Origin of the sequence: Kushneria phyllosphaerae, from assembly GCF_900312995.1 — a bacterium.
Lineage (GTDB): Bacteria > Pseudomonadota > Gammaproteobacteria > Pseudomonadales > Halomonadaceae > Kushneria > Kushneria phyllosphaerae.
On record NZ_ONZI01000004.1, the window covers coordinates 613,190 to 635,375 of the forward strand.

Sequence of the window (22,186 nt, forward strand, 5' to 3'; positions counted from 1 at the left end):
TTTTAAGGCCATGTCGCCTGTCCCGGACCGGCACGCCATCGCAGACACGTTATTGCGATGGTGTCTCTTTCTTTTCGATCGAGCAATTGGTGCTATTGTTCTCGTAAAGAATCAGATTCAGGCTGCCTTTCAACGACGCAACGACCGGACCCAACATTGACCCAGAAAACTGCCAACGCGCACCGTATTCTCCAGCTGTCGCTGGAACCCAATGATCCCATGCGGCTGGCCAATCTCAGCGGTCAGCAGGATGAACATCTTCACCTGATCGAACAGCGTCTCGAGGTCACGGTACGCAACCGCGGCAACGAGTTTCAGCTGGCCGGCAATGCCGCACGCGTCAAGGCGACCGCCAACGTGCTGGAACATCTGTATCGCGAGACCCAGACACAGACCCTGTCGCCGGAAACCGTGCATCTTTATCTGCAGGAATCGGGGCTTGAATCGATTGCCGAGGATGAAGACGACGACATGCCACGCGAGGGCGTCATCCTGCGTACCCCGCGCGCCGTCATCAAGCCGCGCGGGCAGAACCAGCAGCAGTATGTCGAGCACATTCGCAATTACGATATCAACTTCGGCATCGGCCCTGCGGGCACCGGCAAGACCTACCTGGCCGTTGCCGCTGCCGTGGAGGCGCTCAACCAGCAGGAGGTGCGCCGCATTCTTCTGGTGCGTCCGGCCGTTGAAGCCGGCGAGAAGCTGGGCTTTCTGCCAGGGGATCTGGCCCAGAAGATCGACCCCTACCTGCGCCCGCTTTATGACGCACTCTATGAAATGCTGGGCTTTGAGCAGGTCAACAAGCTGATCGAAAAACAGGTCATCGAGATCGCGCCGCTGGCCTACATGCGTGGACGCACGCTCAACAATGCCTTTGTCATTCTTGACGAAAGCCAGAACACCACGCGCGAACAGATGAAGATGTTTTTGACGCGTATCGGCTTTGGCTCCACCGCCGTGATTACCGGTGATGTCACCCAGGTGGATCTGCCGCGCGGCACGCATTCGGGGCTGATTCACGTGCTCAATGTCCTCAAGGATGTCGACGGCATCAGCATGACCCGCTTTGCATCCAAGGATGTGGTTCGCCACCCGCTGGTCGCGCGCATCATCGATGCCTATGAGGCGCACGAATCCGAAGAGGATCGCCACTCATGAGCGATGCTGTCTACGTCGACCGCCAGGTGGCGGTCGACTTTGACGCCCTTCCCGAAGAGACGGCACTCGAGCACTGGTTTGCCACGGTGCTTGAGCATTTTCCGGGCGAGATCCGTCGCGAGATGACGGTCCGCTTTGCCAGTGAAGAAGAGAGCCAGAGCCTTAATCACGACTATCGCGGTCGCGACAAATCGACCAATGTGCTCTCTTTCCCCTTTGAGGCACCGCCGGAGATTCCTCTTCCGCTGCTGGGGGATCTGGTGGTCAGCCCTCATGTGGTACACCGTGAAGCCCTTGAACAGCAAAAGCGCATCGAGGACCACTTCGCCCACATGATCGTGCATGGTACGCTGCATCTATTGGGTCTTGATCACATCGACGATGATGAGGCCGAGACCATGGAACAGCTCGAGCGGGACATCCTGTCCGCGCTGGGCATTTCTGATCCCTATGCTGTTGCCCCTGAAGATTTCGGGGTGCGTGACGGCCATCAGGTATCCGAGGAGAAGAGAACCGACGCATGAGCGATGACCGACCGGCAAGTCAGCCATCCCGATCCTGGCTTGACAGAATAATCGGCGCTTTTTCCGGCGATAACGAAGAACCCAGCAGTCGTGACGAGCTGATCAGCTTTCTCAAGGAAGCGTCCACGCGACTGAGCCTCGACCAGGATGGTCTGACCATCATCGAGGGGGCCTTTGATATCAGCACCATGCAGGCACGTGAAGCCATGGTGCCCCGCTCCCAGATCGTGGCCATTCAGGCCGATCACTCTCCCGATCAATGCCTGCCCATCATTCGTGAGACAGCGCATTCCCGCTATCCCGTCATTGATGACAATCTTGATGAAGTCGTGGGCGTGTTGCTGGTCAAGGATATGCTGCCGCTGATCCTTCAGGACAGCGAGGAGCGCGAGCGCTTCAAGCTGCGTGAAGTGTTAAGGCCTGCCCTTTTTATTCCGGAATCCAAGCGGCTCAACAATCTGCTGCGCGAATTTCGCGACACGCGGAACCACATGGCCATCGTGGTTGATGAATATGGCGGCACGGCCGGCATCATCACCATCGAGGATATCCTTGAGCAGATCGTCGGTGACATCGAGGATGAGCACGATATCGATGAGGAAGACGATATTCGTGACCTGGGTAACGGCACTTACGCTGTCAAGGCACTCACGCCCATCGACGACTTCAACGAGCGCTTTGAAACCACCTTTTCCGATGAAGAGTTCGACACCGTCGGGGGGCTGGTCATGCAGCGCTTTGGTCATCTGCCGGCGCGCAATGAGTCCACCGAACTCGAGCAATGGCGGTTCACGGTCATGAACGCTGACAGCCGTCGAATTCGCTGGCTTCAGGCGGCCCGCACCAATACCGGCACGCTCGCCGACGATGTCGCCCGATCCGATCATTGATGCAGAAGAGCGGCAGGGCTGAACATACCCCTGCCTTGTGATCCCCGCAGCGGGCAGGCATGATCGCCTGCCCGTTTTCTGTTACAGGATTGAGCATGGCCTCACTTCTACAGCGTCGCGGTGTCAGTTCGCTTCTGGCCCTGCTGGCCGGTGCACTGACGACACTGACCTTCGCCCCCTTTGACCTCTGGGGGCTTGGCCCCGTGGCACTGGCCGTGTTTTATATTGTGCTTCAGCACATCAACATGCGACAGACACTATGGCGTGGATGGCTGTTTGGCGTGGGCATGTTTGGCAGCGGCGCGTCATGGGTGTATGTCTCGATCCATGACTATGGCAATACCGGTGGGCCGCTGGCCATTGTGCTGACGGGGCTCTTTATCGTCACGATGGCGCTGTTTGTGATGCTTCCGGCGCTGTTGCACCGCCTCTGCGCCGCGTCGAAGCTGGACATTGTGGCCTTTGCCGGGGCCTGGGCACTGGGTGAGGCCTTTCGAAGCTGGGCCTTTACCGGCTTCCCCTGGCTCTTTCTGGGCAGTGCCCACGTCAGCTCGCCACTTGCCAGTCTGGCACCGCTTGGCGGCGTCTATCTTGTCTCGCTGGTCGTGTCACTGAGTGGTGCGCTGCTGGCCAGAACCCTGATATCCCGACACTGGTGGCTGCTGGCACCGCTGGCAGTCCTGTGGCTGATACCACTGGCCCTGCCCACACAATGGGCCCGACCCGTCGGCGATGACGTGACCGTGTCTCTGGTACAGGGCGATCTGGCACAGCTGAGCAAGTGGACACCCGACGGGCAGCGTGATGCGGTCAACACTTATTTCAGCCTGACCCGCCAGCAGGCGCTGGACAGTGATCTTGTCATCTGGCCGGAAACGGCGCTGCCCATGCTGGAACAGCAGGCCATGCCGTTTTTGCAGCGCGTGCAGTCGACCCTGCCTGCAGACAGCACGCTGATGACCGGCATCATGCAGCGCGATCAAAACGGCATGTTTTACAACAGCATGATTGCTCTGGGGGACACGCCCGGGCAGTACCGAAAGGCGCACCTGGTGCCCTTTGGCGAATATCTGCCGCTGGAGCCACTGCTGGGCGGGCTGTTGAAGATATTCAATATCCCGATGGGCAACATCGGCGCCGGCAGCCATGATCAGCCGCCGCTGCAGGCGCATGGGCTGCGTCTGGGCGTGGCCATCTGCTATGAAATCGTCTATCCCGATCTGGTACGACAGCGCGCCAAAAACGCCAACGCACTGGTGACCATTTCCAATGACACCTGGTTTGGCCACTCCATCGGGCCACTGCAGCACATGCAGATGGCCCAGCTCAGGGCGCTGGAAAACAATCGCTATCTGCTCAGGGCCACCAACAATGGCATGACGGCCATCGTGGCCCCGGATGGCCGGCTCCAGGCGCAGGCGCCACGTTTTGAGCCGGCAGTGCTCAATGGCACTATCCGCCCCATGGAAGGGCTGACACCCTTTACGAAGACGGGCAGCTGGCCTGCGCTACTCCTGGCACTGTTAATGTTGCTGTGCGGTGGTATCTTGCGCACTCACCGGCGTGATCAAACCGCCCACTGATTTCCTGATGCCCTGGCAGAGACTTTGACCATGCTGACGCTTTTAAAGATGTATCTCCTGCCGCCGGGCATCATTATCGTGGCGCTGTTGTTCGCCCTGGTTGTCGTGTGGCACTGGCGCCGGCGCTGGGGACGACGGCTGGGCATCGCGATTGTGCTGGTCTTCTGGGCGCTGTCCACCTCACGAGTGGCCACCCTGCTGATGGACCCGCTTGAAACCTCCGTGCCCATCGCCACACAGACGCAATGGAAGCAGGCGCAGGCCATCGTGATTCTCAGCGGTGGGCGCCTGTTCGGACAATATCAGCTCAATGACTTTGACGATGTCACCCCGATGGCCATGCAGCGCCTGGCCGATGGGGCACGCATCAAGCGTGAGACGGACCTGCCGGTACTGATCGCCGGCGGCGGCGGGCGGCGCGGCACACGTCATCCGCCGGAAGCGGATCTCATGGCGTTTCGCTTTGAAAGCAGCTTTGGTTTGCCGACCCGCTGGCGCGAAGTGCAAAGCCATAATACGGAGCAGAACGCCCTGTATAGCGCCCGTATACTGCGCGAGCAAAACATCGACACCGTGATTCTGGTAACCAGCGCCTGGCACATGCCGCGCGCCAAACGTGCCTTTGAAAATGAAGGCCTGACCGTTTTGGCTGCCCCTACCGGATTTACGGCGCGCGCAGGCTTTGGCCCGCGCAGTTTCTCACCGGACATGACCGCCCTGAGCAACAGCTACTGGGCCCTGCATGAATATATCGGCCTGCTGGTCGGAAGGTAGAAGGCGAGGTGTCCTGGGGTCGTCCCTGACAACGTGGGTGGCGCTTTAACGGGAGCGGGCGGGTACGGCTGATGTCAAACTGATCGAGCAGGCATCCTTTGTATGCTGATTACTCGTTCAGGAAAGCGACCATGTCCAATAACAATGACGCCAGCCTATCGAGCAGCGGGCCCTCCCGCTCTCCCCTGTCTGAACCCCTGTCGCCGGAAAGACGCAAGGCGATGCATCAGGTGATCGTCGCCTCGGCGATCGGTAACTTCGTTGAATGGTTTGATTTTGCCACCTACGGCTTTCTCGCCATCATCATTGCCCAGCACTTTTTCCCGCCGGGCGAGCCGGCACTCGCTCTGCTGCAGACCTTTGCCGTATTTGCCGTCTCCTTTGCCCTGCGCCCGATCGGTGGACTCTTTTTTGGCAAGCTCGGTGATCGCATCGGGCGCAAGCGTGTACTGGCCATTACCATACTGATGATGGCCGGGGCGACCGCGCTGATCGGGGTACTGCCCACCTATGGCGCCATCGGTATCGCCGCGCCAATGCTGCTGGCGCTGGCACGCTGCATTCAGGGGTTTTCGGCCGGCGGCGAATATGCCGGGGCCTGTACCTATGTGCTGGAGCATGCACCTACGCACCAGAAGGCGCGCTATGGCAGCCTGATTCCCGTCTCCACTTTCATGGCCTTTGGCTGTGCCGCCGGGCTGACCCTGCTGTTAAGCACGGTCATGTCGGACGGGACCATGCAGGCCTGGGGGTGGCGCATCCCGTTTTTGATCGCCGCACCACTGGGCCTGATCGGTTTGTACATGCGACTTCATCTGGAAGAGTCGCCCGCCTTCAAGGCCCTGCAGAAAGCCCCTGAAACGCCCCATGCCACGCTCAACGAAACTGTCAAAACACATGGCGCGACCATTGTGTGTCTGAGTGCGTTCATTTCCGCCACGGCACTGTCGTTTTACATGTTCACGACCTATCTGGTGACCTACATGCAGGTCACGGGTAACGCCACCCGTACCACGGCACTGCTGGCCAGTCTCGGGGCGCTGGTATTCTCGGGGCTGCTGTGTCCGGTGATAGGACGACTGTCGGATCGCATCGGGCGTCGGAGCACCATACGCGGTGCCTGCCTGTGTCTGATGGTGGCAGTCTTTCCGGCCTACTATCTGGCCGGCAGTGGCGAGCTGCTGCCCGCCATGCTGGGCGCGTCGCTGCTGGCCATTGGCGCTGTCATGTGTGGCGTGGTGACCGCCGTGCTGCTCGCCGAGCAGTTTCCGACACGCGTGCGCTATACCGCCTCGGCCCTTTGTTACAACGTGGCCTACACCATCTTTGGGGGGACGGCGCCACTAATCGCCACGTGGCTGATCACGCTGACCGGCCACTCTCTGGCACCTGCTTTTTACCTGATCGCCATTGCCTTGCTGGCCTTCATTGGCGGGTCACGTCTGCCGGAATCCTCGCAGCGCGCGCTGGATGATAATGAGGCGAGCTGGCATGACCAGCCCGTCGGCTCGCATCACAAGACAGCAACCACCTCCTCCTGATCGATCAGGACCCCGCGCGCTGAAAATAGCGATGGCCACACTGGTGGCAGGGCTCAAGCAGCTGTCGATAGTGCAGGATGACAGGATGCTCGCAGTGAACGCAGGACATGCGGCCCGGTGCCACCACTTCACCTTCGGTATAATCAGCGCGCGCCACTTCGAGCTCTTCCTCAAAGCGCCTCTGATCCAGCGCGGTGCGATCGGCCACCGACAAAAGCCCCTGGCGCAAGCGATCGGACAGCAGGCTCAGGTCGATCCCCAGAAAGCCTGCCAGGCTCTCCCCGCCACTGACCAGATAGCGTCGAAACTCGCTGACGTCACGCTCCACCCAGGCCCGCAGGATGGCCAGCTCATCAAGGGTAAACTCCTCGACTTCCGCCTCAAAGCTCAACGCTTCATCAAGCTCCTCCTGCATCCCTTCACGGGACAGTGAGTCGCTGCGGCTGTTAAAGCGCGCCACAATACGTTCATAGGCCTCCGAGAGGCGCCCGGAACCGTGATCGCCAGAGATCTCGCCCGAGGCATCATTTTGCGGGGTTGCAGGCGCGATATCGTTGTCTCTTGCGGGTTTGTCATGCTCAGCCATGGCCCTGCTCCTTGCGTGTGTGTTTGACGATGGAAACGTCGCGGCTCGGGCCTACCTGTCACTGGCCGAGTCGGGTATCCTTGATCACCACCAGCGGCCGAATCGATGTCGTCCTTTCAAGCATTGACGGCTCAGGGCGCGCTGTCCAGAACGATGTTGATCACATCATGACGTCGTTTCGCTGCCTCGACTATCGGTCATTCGGCCCGCATACATTTTCAGGGCGTCGCTGCCCAACGCCTAAGGCTTCAAGACGAACACGATGGACGCACAATACAATCCCTTCGAAATCGAACGCACCGCCCAGCAATTCTGGGAGAAAAACCGCTGTTTCAAGGCGGTTGAAGATGCCACTCGCGAAAAGTATTACAGCCTGTGCATGTTTCCCTACCCCAGCGGCAAACTGCACATGGGGCATGTGCGTAATTACACCATCGGCGATGTCGTCTCCCGCTTTCAGCGCATGCAGGGTAAAAACGTCCTGCAACCGATGGGCTGGGACGCCTTTGGCATGCCGGCCGAAAACGCCGCGATCAAAAATCGCGTCGCGCCCGGTGAATGGACCCATCAAAACATCGATTACATGCGCGACCAGCTCAAGGCACTGGGATTTGCCTATGACTGGGACCGCGAATTCGCGACCTGCGACAGCGACTACTACCGCTGGGAACAGTGGTTTTTCGCGCGGCTGGTCGAAAAGGGCCTGGTCTACAAAAAGAACTCCACGGTCAACTGGGACCCTGTAGATCAGACGGTGCTGGCCAATGAGCAGGTGATCGATGGCCGTGGCTGGCGCTCGGGTGCGCAGGTCGAGCGTCGTGACATCCCGCTGTGGTTTTTAAAGATTACCGATTACGCCGAAGAGCTTCTGGCTGATCTTGAACACGTTGACTGGCCGGAACAGGTCAAGACCATGCAGCGTAACTGGATCGGCAAGTCACGCGGTCTGGAATTGAGCTTTGATGTGGCCAGCGACGGCCCCGAGCTGCCGGAAGGTAGCGAGGCGCTGACGGTATTTACGACCCGCCCGGATACCCTGATGGGCGTGACCTATCTGGCCGTGGCCGCCGATCACCCGCTGGCAGATGCCGCCAGCGCTCACGTCGAGGGCATGACGGCCTTTCGTCAGGAGTGTCGCCAGGGCGGCACCTCGGAAGCCGACATGGCCACCATGGAGAAAAAGGGGCTGGCCACCGGCTTTGAAGCCATTCACCCCATCAGCGGCGATCGACTTCCGGTTTTCGTGGCCAACTTCGTTCTCATGGAGTACGGCACCGGCGCTGTCATGGCCGTGCCCGGGCATGACCAGCGTGACTGGGAGTTTGCCACCAAATACGACCTGCCGATCGTACCGGTCATTGCCAATGGCGAAGGCGAAGCCCCCGATCTTACCGAGGGCGCCTTTACTGAACATGGCACACTGATCAACTCCGGCGACTATAACGGCCTTGATTTTGACGCTGCCTTTTCGAACATCTCTGCTCGCCTGGAGCAGGAAGGCTGTGGCGTGGTTAAAACCAATTTCCGCTTGCGTGACTGGGGCGTGGCCCGCCAGCGCTACTGGGGTGCGCCGATTCCGGTCAAGTATGGCCCCGAGGGCCAGACCGTCCCACTGACCGATGATGAGCTGCCGGTCGAACTGCCTCGTGAAGTCGAATTCGATGCCACGGGCTCGCCGCTTAAGAAAATGCCGTCCTTTTATGATCTGGGTGATGGCTGGGTTCGCGAGACCGATACCTTTGACACTTTCATGGAGTCGTCCTGGTATTACGCCCGTTTTTGCTGTGCCGACAACGATCAGGCCATGCTGGATGAGCGCGCCAACTACTGGCTGCCGGTGGACATCTACATCGGCGGGATTGAACACGCCATCCTCCACCTGCTCTATGCCCGCTTCTTCCACAAGCTGATGCGTGATTTCGGTCTGGTCGAAAGCGACGAACCCTTCAAGCGCCTGCTCACGCAGGGCATGGTGGTGGCTGAAACCTACTACCGTGACCTGCCCAATGGCGGCCGTGACTGGTTCAACCCGCTTGAAGTCACGGTAGAGCGCGACGAGCGCGGACGGCCACTGACCGCTCGCCTGATCAGCGACGGCGAACCGGTCACGCCCGGCGGCATCGAGAAGATGTCGAAGTCGAAAAACAACGGCGTCGACCCACAGTCCATGATTGATCGCTTCGGTGCCGACACCGTACGCCTTTTCATGATGTTTGCCGCACCGCCCGAGCAGTCGCTTGAGTGGTCCGATTCCGGCGTTGAAGGCGCCCATCGCTTTCTCAAGCGTCTCTGGCGTCAGGTCACCGACCATGTCGAGACCGGCGTGCCGGCCGCGCTGGAGACCGAAAACCTTGATGATGATCAGCGCACGCTGCGACGCAAGACGCATGAAACCATCGCCAAGGCCAGCGATGACATTGGCCGACGCATCACGTTCAACACCGCCATTGCCGCCGTCATGGAGCTTTCCAACGCGATCTCGCGCTTTGAAGATACCAGCCCACAGGGACTGGCAGTCGTCCGCGAAGCGCTGGAAGCCTGTGTGCTGCTGCTCGCCCCCATTACACCGCACGCCATGCACGCGCTCTGGCAGCATCTGGGTCATGACACGACCGTCATCGATGCCCAATGGCCGCAGACCGACGAGCAGGCCCTGACGCGTGACAGCGTTGAGCTGGCCGTTCAGGTCAATGGCAAGCTGCGGGCACGTATCAGCATGCCGGCCAGCGCCGAACGTGATGATATCGAGCAGGCCGCCATGCAGGATGCCAATGTTGGCCGCCATATCGAGGGCAAGACGGTGCGCAAGGTGATCGTGGTGCCCGGCAAGCTGATCAATATTGTGGTCGGCTGAACCGACGTTTCCGGAACGCTTCCCGTCGTCCGCCGGCGGGAAACAGGACAATACCCTCTGCGCTGCTGTCATGGCGTACAAGGAGTTCAAGGTGAAAAGACGCTCGTTTCTTGCAGGCCTGGCAGGCGCAGGCCTTGTGCTGGCTCTGGCCGGCTGTGGTTTTCAGCTTCGTGGCACGGGGCCCGGCAGCACGCTGACGCTCGGTGAGATGGCGCTGGAAAGTGCCGGCGGCCCGACCAGTGCACTGACCCGCCAGGTCACCCAGGAGCTCAACAGCGCCGGCGTTACCCTTAACGACCAGGCCCCCCTGCGTCTTAACCTAAGCTCGGAAGAGTTTCAGGAGCGCGAGTTGACATTTGGTGAGGCCGGAACGCAGGAGCGTCAGCTGACGCTGACCGTGCCCTGGTCGCTGCAACGGGTCGCCGACGGCGCCTATCTGGCCAGCCAGGAAAGTGTGGTCGTGTCGGGGACCTTCTATACCAGCAGTGATCAGCTGTTGACGCGCGACGACGCCCGTGAGGCATTGAAGGACGAGCTTCATCAGGAAGCGGCTCGCCGTCTGATTGACCGGCTACAGACCTTTCAGCCTGACAGCAGCGGGACCGTTCAACGTTCGACGGCACCCTCCTCCTGAAGGACCGGACTGAATGAGGGTCTACCCTGACAAGCTGTCCGAGCAGCTTGCACGCAAGCTTTCGCCCATCTATATCGTGGCCGGTGAAGAGCCGCTGCTGCACATGGAAGCCTGTGATGCCATTCGACATCGCGCCCGCGAAGCCGGTGTCGAGGAGCGTGAAATTCTGCAGGTGGAACAGGGATTCGGCTGGCATCAACTGATGGAAAGTGCCAATAATCTGTCGCTGTTTGCCACTTCCCGACTGATCGAGCTGCGACTGGGATCGCAGTCGCCCGGTCAGGAAGGCGCGCGCGCGCTGGAAGCCTACGCGCAGCAAGCCGACAGCAGCAGCGATATCCTGTTGATCAGCGCCGGACGCATGGAACGGCGCCTTTTGCAGAGCAAATGGTTCAAAACGCTTGAGGGCAAGGGCGTTCATGTGCCGGTGTGGCCTATCGATCATCAGCGACTGCACTTCTGGGTGCGTGACCGCGCCGGTCGCCACGGTCTGGATCTGGATCAGGAGGCGGCGCGACTGCTGGCCGAGCGTACCGAAGGCAATCTGTTGGCCGCTGATCAGGCACTGATTCGACTGGCACTGGTGCACCCGGCCGGTGCGCGACTGAATGCGCAGGCCGTTGCTGCCGATACAGAAGACAGTGCCCGCTTTGATGTCTTTAACCTGACCGATGCCTGCCTGCGTGGTGAACGTGACCGGGCGGTGCGCATCGTGTCGGGATTAAGAGAAGAAGGCATTGAGGCGCCCGTGGTGTTGTGGGCACTGACTCGTGAGCTGCGTACGCTGCTCTCTGTTCGGCAACACATGGATCAGGGCCAGAGCCTTGAACATGCCTGCAAGGCGCAACGCCCCATGATTCCGGAAAAGCGACGTCCCCAGTATCAGCAGGCTCTGAAGCGGCTGCCCCTGAAGCGACTTCACAAACTGTTGCTGCTGTCACAGCGCATCGATCAGGCCATCAAGGGGGCCGCGCCCCTGCCGACCTGGGCAAGCCTTGCCGATCTTGCCCTGACGCTGGCCGGCGGCCGCGGCATGCTGGCCGAGATGGCGGACAGCTATCGTATTACCCTGCCCGGACGCGGATAAGCCCCATGACCAATGTGTCCAATCTTGTGCCTGCACGGCTGGAGCGACTGTATCACTGGCTGCGCCGCTATTATTGGCTATGGCCGCTGATCAGTTTTGGCAGTGGCATCTTCAGCTTCTTTTTGATCAGTCGCCAGCAGAGTCTGGGCGCATGGCTGGCGCTGGCGCTGATGCTGACCTGGCTTCTACTGTCGCTTGAAAGCCTCTGGAGCTGGTGGCATCGCCACCGTGAACACTCCTCGCTACCCAGGCTGCTGGCCACTTTCTGTGCCCAGCTGACCCATCAGGAAACCCTGTTTTTCTGTCTGCCCTTTTTCTTGATCACAACGGTCTGGGACAGCGGTCAGGCCATCTTTACCGGTTTGCTGGTTGTCTGCGCCATCGTCTCCATCGTTGATCCACTTTATTTCAGTATTGCTGAAAAGCGCCGCTGGCTCTATTTCAGCTACCACGCCCTGTGCGTATTTGCGGTACTGCTGGTGGTCGGCCCGCTACTGCTGCGACTGTCTACCGGGACCAGTCTCCTGCTGGCCGCCATCGTTTTTCCGCTGGTAGCGCTGCCCAGTCTGATCAGCATCCTGCGCCCTGACAACGCCTTGCGGTGGCTGGCACTGGTGGTTCTGGCCATCAGTATCAGCGGGGGCGCCTGGGCGCTTCGGACCTTTATCCCGCCGGCCACGCTCTGGATCGATGCCAGCGCCCTGTCGCCTTCCTTTGATACCGCCGAGCGCGAGCCGCAAGGCAGCATAGTGCTGACACCCGACAACCTTCGCGCCAGGGGGCTTTATGCCTTTACGGCCGTTCATGCCCCTCTGGGACTCAACGAGCACATCCGCCATGTCTGGCGCCACGAAGGCAAGGTGGTAGACGAGATTGACCTGACCATTCAGGGCGGTCGGGATCAGGGCTATCGTGCCTGGTCACGCAAGCAGCACTTTGGAACCGATATTGCAGGAGACTGGCAGGTTGATGTGGTAACGGATGCCGGACAGCGGCTGGGCGTGATACGCTTTGAGGTGATCGACGATGTCGATCAGGCCCGCAAGGTCGATGGTCGTCTCGAAAGAACGCCTGGCATCGGCTGGCTGCGCAGGCATCAAAAGGATTGATCCCTGCCGTCCCGGACAAAAGTTAACCCGCATCGCGGCGCCGTCATTCGAACACCGGCGCCCGATCCATCATGACCAACGGACAACATGCACGAATCTCTCTGCCTCAAGGTTTCGCGTGTACCGCGGCTGTGGCGCGCCGTGATCGACAAGCGGCTCGCCCCCCTTGGCATGACACATACGCGCTGGGTCACGCTTTATCATCTATGGCGCTATGGAGATGGTCAGGCACAGTGTGATCTGGCGCGCACGATTGGTGTTGAAGCACCGTCACTGGTGCGCACGCTGGATCAACTGGGTCAGCAGGGGCTGATCGAACGTCGGCCGAGCGAGGAAGATCGTCGTACCAAGCTGGTGTATCTCACGACGCGAGCCACCCCCCTGCTTGAAGAGATCGAAAAGGCGGTCAACGACGCCCGCAGCGATATGCTCAAGGACATCAGCGAAGAGGACCTTGAGCAGTTTGAGCGTGTCCTGACCCTGATCGAAAGCAACGGCAGCCACGAGCTGGCACTGCAGGACAGCGAACCGTCGACCTGAGTCGATTTTTTCTGCTGATACTTTTTTCTTCTGGCACTTCCGGCCTCTTCCCTCCCTGTTCGTCAGCGGATAAATTAGGATCACGACGCTGACGAGGCATTGTCGACGGATCAAGCCATGAAGCCCTTCGCTTCGGAAAATGATGGGAGAACAGGAACATGAGCGAATTTTATCAGCACGTACTGGTCGCCGTTGACCTGACACGCGATTCCGGGCTGGTTCTGGCACGTGCCATACGTATTGCACGACGAAACCAGAATGCCAGGGTTTCCATCATGCACACGCTCGAACCGCTGGGCTTTGCCTACGGCGGCGATATTCCCATGGACCTCACGAGCATTCAGGATCAGCTGGATGGTCATGCCCGTGACCGGCTGGCCGAAATTGCCGATGCTCATGGCATTCCGCGCGAAGATCAGCATGTGGTAGTGGGCATGCCGGACGCCGAGATCCACCGCTTTGCCGGCGAGCGCGATGTCGACCTGATCGTGGTGGGCTCTCACGGCAGAACCGGGTTTGCGTTGCTGCTGGGGTCAACGTCTACCGGGGTCCTGCATGGTGCCAAATGTGATGTTCTGGCCGTGCGCGTTGGCGCAGACGGTGAAGCCACCGAATGATGCCCGCGTCATCCGTTGCGTAAAATCCGTTGAATAAAAAAGAGGCACCGTGAATAACGGTGCCCCTTTTTATGATGGCCGACTATCCTGTGGCTCAAAGCGCATCGCTTACAAAAGATGGCTTCTCATGGCTTCATGCCGGCTGCTCAGGCGCTTTCCAGTTCAAGCCAGCGTTCCATCGCCTGCTCAAGCGCCTGCTGAGCATTGCCATGATCGGCAAGCGTTGCGTCAATGGTGTCACTGTCCTGCTGATAGAAATTGGCCGACCCGATGGTCGCCTCCAGCTCGGCAATACGGGTTTCAAGCGCCTCGATCTGCCCGGGGAGCTGCTCAAGCTCACGCTGCAGCTTATAGCTGAGTTTCTTTTTGGCAGGTGCAGCAACGCTGCTCTTTTCCGGAGGCGGCGTCCTTGCGGTCGCGCCGTCACCGGTATTGGAGGCCCGCTCACGCATTTCTCCGGGCGCCGGCGGCAGCTTGCCCCCCTGTCGTACCCAGTCGGTATAGCCGCCAACATAGTCCCGGATGACACCGTCGCCTTCAAAGGCCAGAACGCTGGTCACGACGTTGTCCATGAAGGCGCGGTCGTGACTGACCAGCAGCAGCGTGCCGTCAAAGTTGATCAACAACTCTTCCAGCAGCTCCAGGGTTTCCACGTCCAGGTCATTGGTCGGCTCATCAAGGACCAGAACATTGGCCGGCTGGGTAAACAGCTTGGCCAGCAGCAGGCGATTGGACTCTCCGCCTGACAGGGCACGAACGGGCTGGCGTGCACGATCGGGCGAGAACAGAAAGTCCTGCAGATAGCTCATGACGTGGCGGTCACGCCCGTTGATGGTGACCTGATCCCGCCCGCCGGCCACGTTATCCAGCACGGTGGCTTCCATATCCAGCCCTGCTCGAAGCTGGTCAAAATAGGCCACCTTGAGATTGGTGCCTTCCCGAACACTGCCTTCCTGAGGTTCGAGCTGGCCCAGCAAAATCTTCAAAAGTGTTGTCTTGCCGGCCCCGTTACGACCAATAAAGCCGATTCGGTCACCGCGCTGGATTTCGATGGACAGGTTGCGTACGACCCAGTCCTGTCCGAACCGGTGGCTGACGTTTTCAAGCTCCACCACGCGTTTGCCGCTGCGCTCGCCGCTATCGACGTTGATATTGGCATTGCCCTGGCGCTCACGACGCTCGGCCCGTTCACTGCGAAGCTTCTCGAGCGCGCGCACCCGGCCTTCGTTACGGGTTCGACGCGCCTTGACGCCCTGGCGAATCCAGCGCTCTTCGGCCGCCAGTTTCTTGTCAAACTCGTCGCGCTCGCGTGACTCGATCTCGAGCTCATGCTGTTTCTGGGCCTGATACGTTTCATGATCGCCCGAATAGCGCCCAAGACGGCCACGATCAAGCTCCAGAATGCCGGTGGCCAGCCGCTTGAGGAAGGCGCGGTCGTGGGTGATGAACAGTACTGAGCCGTTGAACTGTAAAAGCTGCTCTTCCAGCCACTGGATGGTATCCAGATCCAGATGGTTGGTCGGCTCATCCAGCAGCAGGACATCCGGATCCACCACCAGGGCACGCGCCAGGGCCACGCGTCGCCGCCAGCCGCCCGACAGGCCTTCCATCATGGCCGTGGCCGGCAGCCCCAGACGGGTCAGTACCGTATCGATACGCTGGTGATAGGACCAGCCATCCCTTGCTTCGATGGCGGTCTGCAGCGTGGCCATGCGATCCATGTCGGGATCGTCAGACTCGATCAGATGCTGATACTGGCTCAGAAGCTCACCGGTTTCGGGCAGCCCTTCGGCGACCACATCAAAAATGGTGCGCCCCTCTGCCGGTGGCAGATGCTGCAGCAGCGTGCCGACCCGAAGCCCCGGCATCCGCCAGACATTGCCGCCATCCGGCAGGGCACGTCCCTCGATCAGAGACATCAGGGTGGACTTGCCGGTACCGTTGCGACCCACCAGCGCCAGACGCTCGCCCTTCTCCAGCACGAGGTCGGCGCCATCAAGCAGCACATGGGTGCCATAGGCCAGTTGAAGCTGTTCCAGTCGTAAAAGCGTCATGGAGCTCTACAAATTAGTGAAGGCGTATGCGAAGGCCTTATTGTACCTCATGCATCCGGGGAATGGCTGCCGGGCGATGGGACATCAATGAAGTGCCTGTCCTACAATGGCGACCGGAACCCTCATGACCCACGGAGACGGCATGCTGCCTGACGCTTTGTGCTTTCAATCCCCGGAACCCCTGATTGATATCGGTGCCAACCTGGCACATGAAAGCTTTCAAAAGGATCTGGACGCTGTACTCGAGCGCGCCGCCCGGGCCAACCTGACCGCGATGGTGCTGACCGGCACGGACCGCGCCAGTATTGAGGCCAGCGTCGAGCTGACGCAGCGGGAAAATCCGGTGGCGCTTTACGCCACGGCCGGGTTACACCCCCATCACGCCGGCGACTTCGACAGCTCGCTCAAACGCTTTATCGAGGATTTTCTCGATCACCCCCGTGTGCTGGCCGTGGGCGAGTGCGGCCTGGATTATCATCGCGATTTTTCGACGCCCGCCGATCAAAGGCGCGCCTTCGAGGCCCATCTGGAGATGGCGGCAAGAACCAAAAAGCCCCTGTTTCTACATGAGCGTGATGCCGGCAGCGATATGCTGGACATGCTCAGGCAGTGGCGCGATGACATCGGGCCGGCAGTGGTTCATTGCTTTACGGGAGACAGGGACACGCTGTATGGCTATCTGGACCTCGACCTGTATATCGGCCAGACAGGCTGGCTGTGCGACGAACGCCGCGGTGAGCATCTGCGCGAACTGGTTGTCGATATTCCCGACAATCGGTTGATGATCGAGACCGACTGTCCCTATCTGCTGCCACGCAACCTGCCCGCCAAACTCAAGGGCAGACGCCACGAACCGGCGCTGCTGCCCTGGATTGCACGGGAAATCGCGCTTTGTCGGGGGGGCAGCGAGGCTGTCATTGCACGTGACACCACCGCCAACGCGCGTCGCTTCTTTAATATTCCCGACCCGGCATAACCGTTTTAGACGGTCTACTTCAGAACAGATCCTACGCCAGGACAAACCTACTTCAGGACACCATGGACATGCAGGACGATTACGAGTTTTCCGAGACCGAAGGTCTGAATCTTCCCGGTTTCATCGCGCTGGAAAGCGGGGAAGGTGATGTGCCGGTCGCCATTGCCTGGACGCTGCCGGATGGCGGGGTCAAACATACCCTGATCCAGCCCGATGAGACGTGGCTTGAAGACGATGTGGCAAGCCTTGGGGACTATCACGCCGATGAGCTTCTCACCATGGGCGTCAGTGTCAGCGACGTGATACGCGAGCTGGAGGCCGATTATCAGGGCAGCACGCTCTATAGTGCGAACCCCGAGCAGGACGAGGCGGCCCTGGCGCGTATTTTCGAGGTCATTGCAGGCACCATGTTCGTGTCCATTGTCGATGCCGGTACGCTCTATAGTGATCCGGAAGAGTGGCACCAGCAGCGCAGCGAGATGTTCAGTGAAATGGGGCTCGAGCCGGGACGTGCAGAGCATGATCTGGAGACGCTGTTGAAGCTGCATGTTCGCTGGATGGATGACGAGATGCTCGCCGACTGAGCCCGCCCTGCCAACCGATCAGCTCAATGTCTGTGTTGATCGAGCCAATCGCCCGCACAACGACCTGCCTGTTCGGGCGATTGCCCTTCGCTGAAAAGCGCTAACAGCGCCTGTCGAAAGGCTTCCGCCCGTACAGGAAGGCCTTCCACCAGATAGCGCTGTCGTCTGGCTTCCACTCTGGCAGCAAACGCGTCGCGATCCACCTCTGCACTGCCCTCAAGATTGTCCACGCTGACATTAAAGTGTCGGCCACAGGCCTGTGTCAGTACCTTTTCGATCGCCTGAGGCGCAATTTCGGCGGTCTCGAAAGCTTCCTGAGCGCTGTCATCGCGGCCATCCGGCATATACCAGTAGCCGTAATCCTCCAATAACCGCCTTTGCGCCCCGGCAATACACCAGTGACTGATTTCGTGCAGTGCACTGGCAAAATAACCGTGGGCGAACACGATGCGGTGGTGGGCGTGCGCGTCGTCGGCAGGCAGATAGATGGGTTCATCGTCACCGCGCACCAGGCGGGTCTGATAGCGCGACGAGAACACATGATTGAAAAGCGCCATCAACTGCTCGACCTGGCACTGTTCCTGTTGCTGAGAGGTCACCTGTGTCTCCTGGGGTCTGCGTTTGAAGCGCCACTTTATCACGAGGCTCGAATCCCGAAGGCTTTGGCAGGATCATGCTTTGCTACAATGGCGCTTTCTTCTGGCTGGAGCCGGCCTTGTTACGCATCGACCCTACTGCCTGTCGCCTTGAAACCTCTGCACTGGCGCGTCTGGCGCTGCCCATACTTGGGGCCCAGCTGGCGCAGGCCGCCATGAGTACCGTTGACGTCATGATGTCCGGCCACTCCAGTGCCACGGATCTAGCGGCCGTCTCCGTTGGCGCCAGTCTCTGGGTGCCCCTGATGCTGTTCATGACTGGAACGTTAATGGGCCTGACGCCCATCGTTGCCCAGCACATGGGCGCACGACAACAAGGCGCCATTCGACCCTGTGTCCATCAGGCCCTCTGGGTAGCGCTTGTGCTGGGCGTGGCAGCATGCGCATTGATCTGGCTGGCAGCCGAACCGATCTTTACCTATATGTCGGTCCCCGAAGCGGTCGCCACATCATCAACACGGTACCTGCACGCCGTTGCCTTTGGCATGCCGGCCGTTGCGCTTTATCAGGCGCTACGCGCGTTTTCCGATGGCGTCAATCACACCCGCCCCGCCCTCTGGATCAGCCTGATCGGTTTGGCCGTGAATATTCCCTGCAACTATCTGCTGATTTTTGGTGGTGAGGGCATTGTGTCTTTGACGGGTATCTCATTCCCCTTGCTGAAGGCCTTGCCGGCCCTGGGCGCCACCGGCTGTGGCATGGCCACGGCGATTGCCATGTGGGTGATGTGTGGGTGCATGGCCGTTTATACCCACCGCGCCAGAGTCTATGCACCGGTTCAGATATGGCAGGGGCTCAGCCGGCCCGACCTGAAACTGACCATGGAACTCCTGCGGGTGGGACTACCGATCGGAGTCGCCATTTTTACGGAAGTGACCCTGTTTGCCCTGATTGCGCTTTTTGTCGCAAGTCTTGGAGAAATCGTGGTTGCAGCGCACCAGGTGGCGCTTAATTTCACGTCACTGCTGTTCATGCTGCCGCTGTCCCTGGGGATGGCATTGACGGTCCGGGTGAGCAATACCCTAGGTCAGGGAGACAGCAAACGTGCGCGCTTTATCGCCTGGAATGGCGTCGGCATGGCACTGGTGGCCGCACTTCTTATCGATATGGTGCTGATTGTCGCAGCCCATCCGATTGTCGCGCTCTACTCGAGCAACATGGAGGTACGCGACCTGGCCGCAAATTTGATACTGCTGGCAGCCATCTATCAGATTTCAGATGCGCTTCAGGTGAGCATGGCGGGGGCACTGCGAGGCTACAAGGATACGCGCATCATCATGCTCATCACCCTGGCGTCCTACTGGATCGTTGGCATGGGTGGTGGTCACCTGCTGGGCGGTGGCGTACCGGAGATCTTCTCCGGCTGGGGCGTCTATGGCTACTGGCTGGGGCTTATTGCCGGGCTCAGCGTGGCCTCCGTGCTGCTGGGGCTTCGCCTGTACCGCACATCTGACCGGCACTGTCGGCCGACACCTGCTAAAGCATAATGCCTTGCATGCCGGTCACTGTTGTTTCCGGTCACGGGTCGTGAAAGTATCACTTATGGTATGACATTCATTGCTGCAGATGTGCTAATAGTTAAAAAAGCGTCTCAATGACCGGACGTCAGCTTGATCGAGGACAGGGACATACCGGACAGATAACCGGAGGGGCAAGCAATGAACACGATGTCGACTCATCATCGTATGCAGGTTATCGACCTGGAAACCGTTCGTCAGCAGCGGCGTAAAAGACATCGCATTGTGCGTCTGGCCCCGGAGCTTGACGGGCTTGAAATGCTTTATCAGCTTGCCAGCGACCCTCAGTCACTTTACGGCATGCCGGTACTGGCATGGGGATTACAGGAAGACGGGCACGTCGTGGGGTTGGTGCCCTGGCTGGATTGTCTGACCCGCTGCGATACGCTGGAAGACCCGGAACAGGGCCGTTTTGTAGGCTATCGCGATCCGGAGTCAGAGCTTGTGATGGACTCACCACCACTTCACAAGGTAGTCGAGCTTGAACATGCTGCTGCCTATTTCGAGTATGAGCATGAAGACGAGCCCTGCATCCTTCAGCATTTGCCCGATACGCAGGGGACCCACGCCCTGTGTCATGCTCACGATGACAGCTGGCAACTAAAGCAGGTTCACGGCTGGCATCTCTACAGCGACGGCACCATAGAAGCGCTCCTGCATGATGAAGACCAGGTCTGTGAAGAGCCGATCCTGCCCGGGGATGACTGCCTTTATGCGGGACATTCCCGTCACGAATCGCTCTACCTGTTTCAGCGCCAGATCGCCAACCGTATTCGCAGTCAGGACCCTGCCACGCTGGAGGCGCTATCGGTCATGATGGTGACACAGGAATAGGGTCACTGATCAGAAGAGGCAAGGCGAATATAGTAGCGCCATGTGCCCTCTTCTTCGCGCTGATCGATCAGTTCATGCCCAAGAAAGGTACAGAATTTAGGCACATCACGCGTGGTAGCCGGGTCAGTCGCAATGATTTCAAGCACCTGCCCCGGCGCCATTTCTCTGACCCGGTTGTGCATCATCATGATGGGCTCAGGGCAATAAAGCCCGGAAGTATCAAGCGTGTTGTGGCTTTCAGGTGGTTGCGTCATTGCCCTCTCCTGCTTTGTTTTTCGCAAGTGAATTAGTCGAAATTTAATTAAACAATCGCCACATAAACGGTCACTTCTTCCCGATCATGATAGAGGTGACGGCATCTAATATGTGCCCTGAATCCGGCCTTTTCGACGCAATGGTGTAAAAGATCAAGGCAGTGTTCGACCTCCTGCCAGCGCTGCTTCATCGGCAACTTGAGGTTGAAAATGGCCCGACGCGTCCAGCCATTTTCAAGCCACGTCCCCATGAGTCTGGCCACCCTGGCAGGCTGGTCCACCATATCGCATACCAGCCAGTCCAGCGTATGCGGAGGCTTCCAGCTATAGGCATCTTCACGCAGATGTTCGACCTGTCCGGTATTCATCAGCGACGCCTGCATGGGACCATTATCGATGGCATAAACGCCCATGCCGCGCTTGACCAACTGCCATGTCCAGCCACCGGGGGCAGCCCCCAGGTCGGCAGCCCACATGTTTTCATCAAGCAACACATCCCATTGGTCCGGCGCAATAAAGGTATGCCAGGCCTCTTCGAGTTTAAGGGTCGAGCGGCTAGGCGCATCATGCGGAAACCGGAGATGGCGAATACCGTTGGCATACTCGCTGCGATTGCCCGGAAAACTGATGGCCACCTGAACCTGATCACCGGCGGTCCAGAACAGATGCAGCCAGCGCTTGCCTGCCTTGCGGCGTAGTGCACCGCATTTACGACTGGCGCTCTCCAGTGCCTTCTGGATCGATTTGCCAAGCCCGGTCAGTGCCTTGCCGTCGTTGGTATCCGGGATGTCTTGGCAGATATGTTCAAAGCTCCAGCCGCTTTCGCGAATCAATGCCATGACAGGTGATATGCGGTCTTCCCGGTCCATATTGGCAAGCGGCGGGAATGCCACCAGTGTCTGCCGGGGGAATACCAGCGTCTCAAAGGAGAGCTGCTTTTGAAGGGTATGCGCCGGCTGATGATCGGCCAATATATAGCGTATGAACCCGGTGCCGGGAGCAGCAATCGGATAGCCATTGGCGCCAAGCACAGCAGCCTTTTTAGCAATTTCTGCCGCAAGATCCGCTTCAAAGCCGGCGCGGCAGTAAAGCAGTATTTCGCTGGCAACACGATCGGCATTTGCAGACATAAGGGAGGCTGTTCCGGGAAGACGGTGCATAAGAGCACGTATTGTACACGATCAATGCTGGTCGAAGCTCACTGGCCGCCATGAACCAGACGCCCTGAGGCGGGGTGCCCTCGCCCGCCGGTCACGTCAGTGACCGCGGGCGGGGCCGCACCACGGACCGTGGCGGCCGGATGGCGCGCATAAAAGAACCCCGGTCCTGTTAAGGACCGGGGTTCGGAAGGGGTGCCTGACGATGACCTACTCTCACATGGGGAGACCCCACACTACCATCGGCGCGGAGCCGT

Annotated in this window: 21 protein-coding genes; 16 read left to right on the top strand and 5 right to left on the bottom strand. The window is 59.4% G+C overall.

Features of this window, described 5'->3' with window-relative positions; all coding sequences use genetic code 11:
- Window positions 1–156: 156 nt before the first annotated feature.
- The 6 genes from KSP9073_RS15995 (at window position 157) to KSP9073_RS16020 (ending at window position 6,470) form a co-directional block, all read left to right on the top strand.
- Window positions 157–1,158, top strand: a complete 1,002-nt coding sequence (locus KSP9073_RS15995; RefSeq protein ID WP_108843937.1) for a PhoH family protein — start codon at window positions 157–159, stop codon at window positions 1,156–1,158.
- Window positions 1,155–1,682, top strand: a complete 528-nt coding sequence (ybeY, locus tag KSP9073_RS16000; protein ID WP_108843938.1) for an rRNA maturation RNase YbeY — start codon at window positions 1,155–1,157, stop codon at window positions 1,680–1,682. The genes KSP9073_RS15995 and ybeY overlap by 4 nt, the downstream gene beginning before the upstream one ends.
- A complete protein-coding gene (locus KSP9073_RS16005; protein ID WP_108843939.1) occupies window positions 1,679–2,572 on the top strand; it encodes a CorC family transporter in 894 nt (297 codons plus the stop codon). Before ybeY ends, KSP9073_RS16005 begins: the two co-directional genes overlap by 4 nt.
- Before the next feature lie 95 nt (window positions 2,573–2,667).
- Window positions 2,668–4,155, top strand: coding sequence for an apolipoprotein N-acyltransferase (gene lnt, locus KSP9073_RS16010; RefSeq protein WP_108843940.1), 1,488 nt, complete (start codon window positions 2,668–2,670; stop codon window positions 4,153–4,155).
- A gap of 30 nt (window positions 4,156–4,185) precedes the next feature.
- A complete protein-coding gene (locus tag KSP9073_RS16015) occupies window positions 4,186–4,929 on the top strand; it encodes a YdcF family protein (protein WP_108843941.1) in 744 nt (247 codons plus the stop codon).
- A 131-nt stretch (window positions 4,930–5,060) separates the two neighbouring features.
- Window positions 5,061–6,470: an MFS transporter gene (locus tag KSP9073_RS16020; protein WP_207771502.1), complete on the top strand. Its 1,410-nt coding sequence runs from the start codon at window positions 5,061–5,063 to the stop codon at window positions 6,468–6,470.
- A 4-nt stretch (window positions 6,471–6,474) separates the two neighbouring features.
- On the opposite strand, the gene KSP9073_RS16025 is transcribed toward KSP9073_RS16020, so the two are convergent.
- Complete coding sequence (locus KSP9073_RS16025) at window positions 6,475–7,056, bottom strand: zinc ribbon-containing protein (protein WP_108843942.1); 582 nt, start codon at window positions 7,054–7,056, stop codon at window positions 6,475–6,477.
- A gap of 262 nt (window positions 7,057–7,318) precedes the next feature.
- Here KSP9073_RS16025 and leuS point away from each other — a divergent pair, with 262 nt between their 5' ends.
- The 6 genes from leuS to KSP9073_RS16055 all read left to right on the top strand — a co-directional run bounded on the left by leuS (window position 7,319) and on the right by KSP9073_RS16055 (window position 13,897).
- Complete coding sequence (leuS, locus tag KSP9073_RS16030; protein WP_108843943.1) at window positions 7,319–9,910, top strand: leucine--tRNA ligase; 2,592 nt, start codon at window positions 7,319–7,321, stop codon at window positions 9,908–9,910.
- A 91-nt stretch (window positions 9,911–10,001) separates the two neighbouring features.
- Window positions 10,002–10,544: an LPS-assembly lipoprotein LptE gene (locus KSP9073_RS16035; RefSeq protein ID WP_165814281.1), complete on the top strand. Its 543-nt coding sequence runs from the start codon at window positions 10,002–10,004 to the stop codon at window positions 10,542–10,544.
- A 13-nt stretch (window positions 10,545–10,557) separates the two neighbouring features.
- Entirely contained in the window at window positions 10,558–11,631 is a 1,074-nt protein-coding gene (gene holA / locus KSP9073_RS16040; protein ID WP_108843945.1) for a DNA polymerase III subunit delta, read from the top strand.
- Between the two features lie 5 nt (window positions 11,632–11,636).
- The gene (locus KSP9073_RS16045; RefSeq protein WP_108843946.1) at window positions 11,637–12,740 is read left to right on the top strand and encodes a DUF5924 family protein; all 1,104 of its coding nucleotides are present in this window, start codon (window positions 11,637–11,639) and stop codon (window positions 12,738–12,740) included.
- Between the two features lie 87 nt (window positions 12,741–12,827).
- Window positions 12,828–13,280 carry a transcriptional regulator SlyA gene (gene slyA, locus KSP9073_RS16050; RefSeq protein WP_108843947.1) on the top strand — a complete coding sequence of 151 codons (453 nt, stop codon included), beginning with the start codon at window positions 12,828–12,830 and terminating at the stop codon, window positions 13,278–13,280.
- 158 nt (window positions 13,281–13,438) lie between these two features.
- Window positions 13,439–13,897, top strand: coding sequence for a universal stress protein (locus KSP9073_RS16055; RefSeq protein ID WP_108843948.1), 459 nt, complete (start codon window positions 13,439–13,441; stop codon window positions 13,895–13,897).
- Window positions 13,898–14,043: 146 nt separating this feature from the next.
- On the opposite strand, the gene KSP9073_RS16060 is transcribed toward KSP9073_RS16055, so the two are convergent.
- The gene (locus tag KSP9073_RS16060) at window positions 14,044–15,951 is read right to left on the bottom strand and encodes an ATP-binding cassette domain-containing protein (protein ID WP_108843949.1); all 1,908 of its coding nucleotides are present in this window, start codon (window positions 15,949–15,951) and stop codon (window positions 14,044–14,046) included.
- Window positions 15,952–16,075: 124 nt separating this feature from the next.
- Between KSP9073_RS16060 and KSP9073_RS16065 the strand changes: the two genes are divergently transcribed.
- Both KSP9073_RS16065 and KSP9073_RS16070 read left to right on the top strand, forming a co-directional pair.
- Window positions 16,076–16,927, top strand: coding sequence for a TatD family hydrolase (locus tag KSP9073_RS16065; RefSeq protein WP_243409262.1), 852 nt, complete (start codon window positions 16,076–16,078; stop codon window positions 16,925–16,927).
- A 68-nt stretch (window positions 16,928–16,995) separates the two neighbouring features.
- Window positions 16,996–17,511 carry a hypothetical protein gene (locus tag KSP9073_RS16070; protein ID WP_108843950.1) on the top strand — a complete coding sequence of 172 codons (516 nt, stop codon included), beginning with the start codon at window positions 16,996–16,998 and terminating at the stop codon, window positions 17,509–17,511.
- Window positions 17,512–17,534: 23 nt separating this feature from the next.
- Here KSP9073_RS16070 and KSP9073_RS16075 read toward each other — a convergent pair whose 3' ends face one another.
- Complete coding sequence (locus KSP9073_RS16075) at window positions 17,535–18,068, bottom strand: elongation factor P hydroxylase (RefSeq protein ID WP_108844006.1); 534 nt, start codon at window positions 18,066–18,068, stop codon at window positions 17,535–17,537.
- A 116-nt stretch (window positions 18,069–18,184) separates the two neighbouring features.
- Here KSP9073_RS16075 and KSP9073_RS16080 point away from each other — a divergent pair, with 116 nt between their 5' ends.
- Together KSP9073_RS16080 and KSP9073_RS16085 are read left to right on the top strand one after the other, a co-directional pair.
- Window positions 18,185–19,654 (top strand): MATE family efflux transporter, encoded by a 1,470-nt coding sequence (locus tag KSP9073_RS16080; RefSeq protein WP_108843951.1) that lies wholly within the window; start codon window positions 18,185–18,187, stop codon window positions 19,652–19,654.
- A gap of 171 nt (window positions 19,655–19,825) precedes the next feature.
- On the top strand, window positions 19,826–20,518 hold the full coding sequence (locus KSP9073_RS16085; RefSeq protein WP_108843952.1) for a hypothetical protein: 693 nt from the start codon (window positions 19,826–19,828) through the stop codon (window positions 20,516–20,518).
- Between the two features lie 2 nt (window positions 20,519–20,520).
- On the opposite strand, the gene tusA is transcribed toward KSP9073_RS16085, so the two are convergent.
- Complete coding sequence (gene tusA, locus KSP9073_RS16090) at window positions 20,521–20,772, bottom strand: sulfurtransferase TusA (RefSeq protein WP_108843953.1); 252 nt, start codon at window positions 20,770–20,772, stop codon at window positions 20,521–20,523.
- Window positions 20,773–20,819: 47 nt separating this feature from the next.
- Entirely contained in the window at window positions 20,820–21,902 is a 1,083-nt protein-coding gene (gene rlmM / locus KSP9073_RS16095) for a 23S rRNA (cytidine(2498)-2'-O)-methyltransferase RlmM (protein WP_108843954.1), read from the bottom strand.
- Window positions 21,903–22,186 lie beyond the last annotated feature (284 nt).

Bases quoted from the DNA above. Each gene is read 5' to 3' on its own strand.
- ybeY (WP_108843938.1), top strand. From the start codon at position 1,155: ATGAGCGATGCTGTCTACGTCGACCGCCAGGTGGCGGTCGACTTTGAC.
- KSP9073_RS16005 (WP_108843939.1), top strand. From the start codon at position 1,679: ATGAGCGATGACCGACCGGCAAGTCAGCCATCCCGATCCTGGCTTGAC.
- lnt (WP_108843940.1), top strand. From the start codon at position 2,668: ATGGCCTCACTTCTACAGCGTCGCGGTGTCAGTTCGCTTCTGGCCCTG.
- KSP9073_RS16015 (WP_108843941.1), top strand. From the start codon at position 4,186: ATGCTGACGCTTTTAAAGATGTATCTCCTGCCGCCGGGCATCATTATC.
- KSP9073_RS16020 (WP_207771502.1), top strand. From the start codon at position 5,061: ATGTCCAATAACAATGACGCCAGCCTATCGAGCAGCGGGCCCTCCCGC.
- KSP9073_RS16025 (WP_108843942.1), bottom strand. From the start codon at position 7,056: ATGGCTGAGCATGACAAACCCGCAAGAGACAACGATATCGCGCCTGCA.
- leuS (WP_108843943.1), top strand. From the start codon at position 7,319: ATGGACGCACAATACAATCCCTTCGAAATCGAACGCACCGCCCAGCAA.
- holA (WP_108843945.1), top strand. From the start codon at position 10,558: ATGAGGGTCTACCCTGACAAGCTGTCCGAGCAGCTTGCACGCAAGCTT.
- KSP9073_RS16045 (WP_108843946.1), top strand. From the start codon at position 11,637: ATGACCAATGTGTCCAATCTTGTGCCTGCACGGCTGGAGCGACTGTAT.
- slyA (WP_108843947.1), top strand. From the start codon at position 12,828: ATGCACGAATCTCTCTGCCTCAAGGTTTCGCGTGTACCGCGGCTGTGG.
- KSP9073_RS16055 (WP_108843948.1), top strand. From the start codon at position 13,439: ATGAGCGAATTTTATCAGCACGTACTGGTCGCCGTTGACCTGACACGC.
- KSP9073_RS16060 (WP_108843949.1), bottom strand. From the start codon at position 15,951: ATGACGCTTTTACGACTGGAACAGCTTCAACTGGCCTATGGCACCCAT.
- KSP9073_RS16065 (WP_243409262.1), top strand. From the start codon at position 16,076: ATGACCCACGGAGACGGCATGCTGCCTGACGCTTTGTGCTTTCAATCC.
- KSP9073_RS16070 (WP_108843950.1), top strand. From the start codon at position 16,996: ATGCAGGACGATTACGAGTTTTCCGAGACCGAAGGTCTGAATCTTCCC.
- KSP9073_RS16075 (WP_108844006.1), bottom strand. From the start codon at position 18,068: ATGGCGCTTTTCAATCATGTGTTCTCGTCGCGCTATCAGACCCGCCTG.
- KSP9073_RS16080 (WP_108843951.1), top strand. From the start codon at position 18,185: ATGCTTTGCTACAATGGCGCTTTCTTCTGGCTGGAGCCGGCCTTGTTA.
- KSP9073_RS16085 (WP_108843952.1), top strand. From the start codon at position 19,826: ATGAACACGATGTCGACTCATCATCGTATGCAGGTTATCGACCTGGAA.
- tusA (WP_108843953.1), bottom strand. From the start codon at position 20,772: ATGACGCAACCACCTGAAAGCCACAACACGCTTGATACTTCCGGGCTT.
- rlmM (WP_108843954.1), bottom strand. From the start codon at position 21,902: ATGTCTGCAAATGCCGATCGTGTTGCCAGCGAAATACTGCTTTACTGC.